The 4,877-nt window shown below is 36.0% G+C and carries 6 protein-coding genes and 2 tRNA genes; 7 read left to right on the top strand and 1 reads right to left on the bottom strand.

Features of this window, described 5'->3' with window-relative positions; genetic code table 11:
• Positions 1-137: 137 nt before the first annotated feature.
• Complete coding sequence (locus ACFFHT_RS09745) at positions 138-494, top strand: MmcQ/YjbR family DNA-binding protein (protein WP_382375733.1); 357 nt, start codon at positions 138-140, stop codon at positions 492-494.
• 106 nt (positions 495-600) lie between these two features.
• Here the strand turns inward: ACFFHT_RS09745 and folD are convergent, their stop codons facing one another.
• A complete protein-coding gene (folD, locus tag ACFFHT_RS09740; RefSeq protein WP_382375731.1) occupies positions 601-1,461 on the bottom strand; it encodes a bifunctional methylenetetrahydrofolate dehydrogenase/methenyltetrahydrofolate cyclohydrolase FolD in 861 nt (286 codons plus the stop codon).
• Between the two features lie 172 nt (positions 1,462-1,633).
• Here folD and ACFFHT_RS09735 point away from each other — a divergent pair.
• The 6 genes from ACFFHT_RS09735 to ACFFHT_RS09710 all read left to right on the top strand — a co-directional run.
• Positions 1,634-1,710 (top strand) — tRNA-Pro (locus tag ACFFHT_RS09735).
• Between the two features lie 30 nt (positions 1,711-1,740).
• Positions 1,741-1,817 (top strand) — tRNA-Arg (locus ACFFHT_RS09730).
• A gap of 166 nt (positions 1,818-1,983) precedes the next feature.
• Positions 1,984-2,646: a uridine kinase gene (udk, locus tag ACFFHT_RS09725; protein ID WP_382375729.1), complete on the top strand. Its 663-nt coding sequence runs from the start codon at positions 1,984-1,986 to the stop codon at positions 2,644-2,646.
• Positions 2,647-2,661: 15 nt separating this feature from the next.
• Positions 2,662-3,243: a dCTP deaminase gene (dcd, locus tag ACFFHT_RS09720; RefSeq protein WP_382375727.1), complete on the top strand. Its 582-nt coding sequence runs from the start codon at positions 2,662-2,664 to the stop codon at positions 3,241-3,243.
• Positions 3,244-3,245: 2 nt separating this feature from the next.
• Positions 3,246-4,511 (top strand): hypothetical protein, encoded by a 1,266-nt coding sequence (locus tag ACFFHT_RS09715; RefSeq protein ID WP_382375725.1) that lies wholly within the window; start codon positions 3,246-3,248, stop codon positions 4,509-4,511.
• 15 nt (positions 4,512-4,526) lie between these two features.
• A partial coding sequence (locus ACFFHT_RS09710) for a hypothetical protein (protein ID WP_382375723.1) occupies positions 4,527-4,877 on the top strand: 351 nt, incomplete at its 3' end.

Below are 4,877 nucleotides of genomic sequence, written 5' to 3'. Positions count from 1 at the left end.
TAAATGGACTGAGTCCTGTTCAATACAGAATTCAGTCCTTAAAATAATCGTCCAACTTTTCGGGGTCAGATCAGAGAGATAGCCTTTTTACTTTGGTGGTTCTATAATTGAGTAATCATTTATAGAGGGGAAGAACAATGTTGACCCAACAAACACTATTCCAATACTTGTTAGAACGTTATCAAAGTAAGCCAGAAAATCTCTTTTTAAAGCATCCTGATTATGCGGTATTTCGTCACCATTTAACTCAAAAATGGTTTGCACTATTTATGCTGGTACCAGCAGGAAAGTTAGGATTAAAATCATCCGAAATTAAACCAATTTTAAATATAAAATTACATCCTGAATTTATTGATATTCTTCGTCAACAAACAGGTTATTACCCAGCCTATCATATGAATAAACAACATTGGATTAGTATCGATTTAACGCAAGTTAATGATTTAAATGAGTTAATTCCATTAATCGAAGATAGTTATGTATTAACTAAATAAAGCGACTATGCTTTTTCATGATAGAAATGTGTTGAATTTATATGAGATTGAAGCAGGAAAATAGCCCTGTAAGATGTCCTTAGCAAGGCTATTGTGAAAAGAAAAACTATGCAGTGATATTTAAATGTTGGCAATAAGCGAGAAGCGTGTTTTCCATCAGCATTGCTACAGTCATTGGACCTACACCACCTGGAACAGGGGTAATATAAGCAGCACGTTGTTGTGCAGTTTCAAATACGATATCACCAACGACTTTGCCATCAACACGATTGATGCCAACATCAATAACAATAGCACCAGGTTTTACCCATTCACCTGGAACAAGATGTGGTTTACCTACGGCAACGACTAAAATATCAGCTTGTCCAACAAGCTCTGCAAGATTTTTGGTAAAACGGTGGGTAACTGTCACTGTACAACCAGCTAATAAAAGCTCCATTGCCATTGGACGACCAACGATATTAGATGCACCTACTATCACAGCATGTTGCCCATGTAAATCAATGCCTGTTGTAGCAAGAAGTTTCATAATGCCGTAAGGCGTACAAGCACGTAATGTTGGAATACGTTGACATAATCGCCCAACATTATATGGATGGAAGCCATCTACATCTTTAGCGGGATCAATTCGTTCAATGACTTTTACACTGCTAATGTGTTTTGGCAGCGGTAACTGAACGAGAATACCGTCAACGCTATCATCTTGATTTAATTGATCAATAAGAGCGAGCAATTCTTGTTCTGAAATGGTATCTGGTAAATTAAAGGATTTAGATTGAATTCCTACTTCAAGACAGCTTTTGCGTTTATTTTCAACATAAATTTGTGAAGCAGGGTTTTCACCAACTAAGACAACAGCAAGACCGGGGGAGCGATGACCTTGATCTACGATAGCTTGAATTTTTTGTTTAAGTTCGGCTTTGATTGATTTGGCTAAGGCACTACCAGAGATAGTTTGAGCTTGCATTGATTTCTCCATATAGGTTAGATGATGTGATTGCAGTGTAAAATTGAGTGCTAGATTTTCGCAAAAAAAAGTGCTTTTGATAAGGGCGTGGATTAATTTTAAGCGGTTATTTTTAAAATTTAAAAAAATGATTGACGGAGAGGAAATAAAAACTATAATGCACCTCACATGTCGGCGAGTAGCGCAGTTTGGTAGCGCAACTGGTTTGGGACCAGTGGGTCGTAGGTTCAAATCCTATCTCGCCGACCATTTTTTTATCTTCACTATGCTGTTCCTAATGCGCCCTTAGCTCAGCTGGATAGAGCAACGGCCTTCTAAGCCGTAGGTCATTGGTTCGAATCCAATAGGGCGTGCCATTAAATTTTCATTTTAATTTCCAATTATTTTCTTATTATTTCTTTCCATTTTTAGATCAAAATTCTTGAAAAAAAAGAAAATTTATCTTCTTTCTGCGGTTGTGATGACTAGTTTGCTTCTTTATAATATTTGGAATTTTATCTAGTCTATTGGCGAAATTACGTTATGTCACAAATAAACCATTCAGCAACAGAAGAACCATCAATTATTATTGGAATTGCAGGTGCATCAGCTTCAGGAAAAAGTCTAATTGCTTCAACAATTTATAAAGAATTATGTGAGGAATTGGGGTGTGAGGAAATTGGTATTATCTCTGAAGATTCCTATTATAAAGATCAAAGCCATTTAGATTTTGAAACTCGTACTAAAACCAATTATGACCATCCGAATTCAATGGATCGTGAATTATTGCTCGAACATTTACGAACTTTAAAAGCAGGACAAGCGGTTGATATTCCAGAATATAGTTACGTTGAGCATACTCGTACTGGTAACACACGCCATTTTGAACCTAAAAAAGTGATCATTTTAGAAGGAATTTTGTTATTAACAGACGAACGTATTCGTGATGAGATTAATGTGTCAATCTTTGTTGATGCACCATTAGATATTTGTTTTATTCGCCGTTTAAAACGTGATATGGAAGAGCGTGGCAGAACAATGGATTCTGTGGTAGAGCAGTATCGTAAAACAGTGCGTCCAATGTTTTTCCAATTTATTGAACCTTCAAAACAGTATGCAGATATTATTGTGCCTCGTGGTGGCAAAAACCGAATAGCCATTAATATTTTAAAAGCACAAATTTTACAGTTATTGCGTAAAAAATAATGTAAAGGTGAACTGATGAGATTATGTGATGTGGATATTGAGCGTTATTTAGATGAGGGAAAGATTGTTTTATCGCCTCGTCCAGATAACAGCAAAATTAATGGAGCAACGGTTGATGTACGGCTCGGCAATTCGTTTCGTGTTTTTCGTGATCATTCTGCAGCGTACATTGATTTGAGTGGTCCGAAAGAAGCTGTATCAGCACAACTTGATCAAGTAATGAGTGAAGAAATCATTATTGAAGATGGTGAGCCATTTTTCTTGCATCCGGGTGTATTAGCCTTAGCGAGTACTTATGAATCGGTGAAATTACCAAGTAATATTATTGGTTGGTTAGATGGGCGTTCTTCCCTCGCACGATTAGGGCTAATGGTACATGTTACCGCACATCGCATTGATCCAGGTTGGGAAGGTAGAATTGTTTTAGAATTCTATAATTCAGGAAAATTGCCATTAGCGTTACGCCCTAAGATGGTAATTGGTGCGTTAAGTTTTGAAGTATTGAGTGGTGAAGCAAAACGCCCATACAACAGCCGTTCTGATGCAAAATATAAGAATCAGCAAGGTGCAGTAGCGAGTAAAATAAACGAGGATTAGCAATGCGAAAATGGTGGGTAATTGGTAGTCTTTCAATCATTATGGTAATAGGAGTAATGACGGTAATACAACATCAAGTTACCAAAGTTACTCAAACCATTATGCAGCAATTATCATCAAATTATTCCATTCACTTACAACCACAAGATTTAACGTTTTCTTACTTTCCTCTTTCAATACAAGCGAAAAATATTTCCTATCAACAGTTGCAATGGCAAATATCGGCAGACCAAGCAATTTTTGATTTAAGCTATTTGGATGGATTATCAAATAATCAATGGTTAAAACAGATTCAAATTCTTAATGCTAAAGTAAAACAACAAGATCAAATTTATTTGGATAAAGTACGCTTAGCAGTAGAAATTGAAAATAGGGTGAAACAAAAAATAAAACTTATTAGTGCCGAAAGCCCACAACTACAAGATTTACAAGGTGAGTGGGTATTAAGGCAAGAACCACAGCGTTTTATCGTGCAGCAGTTGAATTTACAAGGGCAATTACGTAAACCTATTGCACAGTTACAGAAGTTTGATTTAACAGCTGAGCAAATAGAGATGATGCAAATAGCTGATGATATAACGTTGCAAGGAAAAAATGTCATCTTTAACCAGAATAGGATTCCAGAACTTACTGTACAGCGAGATCCGCAACAAATAACCTTGCTAATATCTTTATTAGAGGGACAGTTGCAGATTACGCAACGAACAAATAGTGAACAACAAATAGAATGGGCGTTGCAAGGACGTAAAGTTCCTGCATCCTTTTTCTCTGGTGTATTAGGTTATAACCCAATTATTGCTGGTTATTTTGATTTACACGGCAATGCGATGCAAACATCAACAGAATGGGTGGATGCTGAATTGAATTTCTTTAGTGTTGGTGGCGGGCAGATTAAAGGATTCAATTTATTAGGCTTATTGGGTAATGCCCTACCTTTCCCAATTACAGGCTTGGAATCTGATATGCAAGATACGGATTTTGAACATATTGAGGGACAGTTACAAGGAAATCCGCAACAATGGCGGTTGCAGAACACGGAAATTGTACTGCATGATGTTCGCTTGATTGGCAAAGGTGACATTTATCCAACAACTTCGCAATGTGAATGGCAATTTGTGATCCAACCTACCAAATTAGAATATGCAAAATATCATTTAAATATGGATTTAGATGGAAATTGTTTCTCACCTACTTATCGCATTCATTTGGATGATGCAATTAAAAATAAATTGAAATCCAAATTACAGGAATTATTAGACAAAATATAACTTAATGAGTAAACAATGTGTCGTTGGCTAATAAAGAAAATAGAAGAATACATTAATAAACATTTTAGTTCAGAGAATGATAAGACATTTCTAACTATAAACTTAACTTGTTATGTCTTTCTTGCATTACTAATTCTTCCGCTTACTTACGATCGGATCATTGCCGAAATCACGACACCAATCCGTTGTGCAATAGCAGGTGATACAGTAAAGGTACTTATGCCATTAGAAGAATGGCAAAAACAACGAGGAATTGAGAAGTTAAGACCAATTAAAGATGAGAAACAATATTATACTTTGTTTAAAGATGAATACCATCTAACCGAACTTGAAAAACAAATAGCTCCACAGGTTATGCAAATAAAC

The organism is Gallibacterium melopsittaci (assembly GCF_042433085.1).
GTDB lineage: Bacteria > Pseudomonadota > Gammaproteobacteria > Enterobacterales > Pasteurellaceae > Gallibacterium > Gallibacterium melopsittaci.
This window is presented reverse-complemented; position numbering and strand designations above follow the sequence as displayed.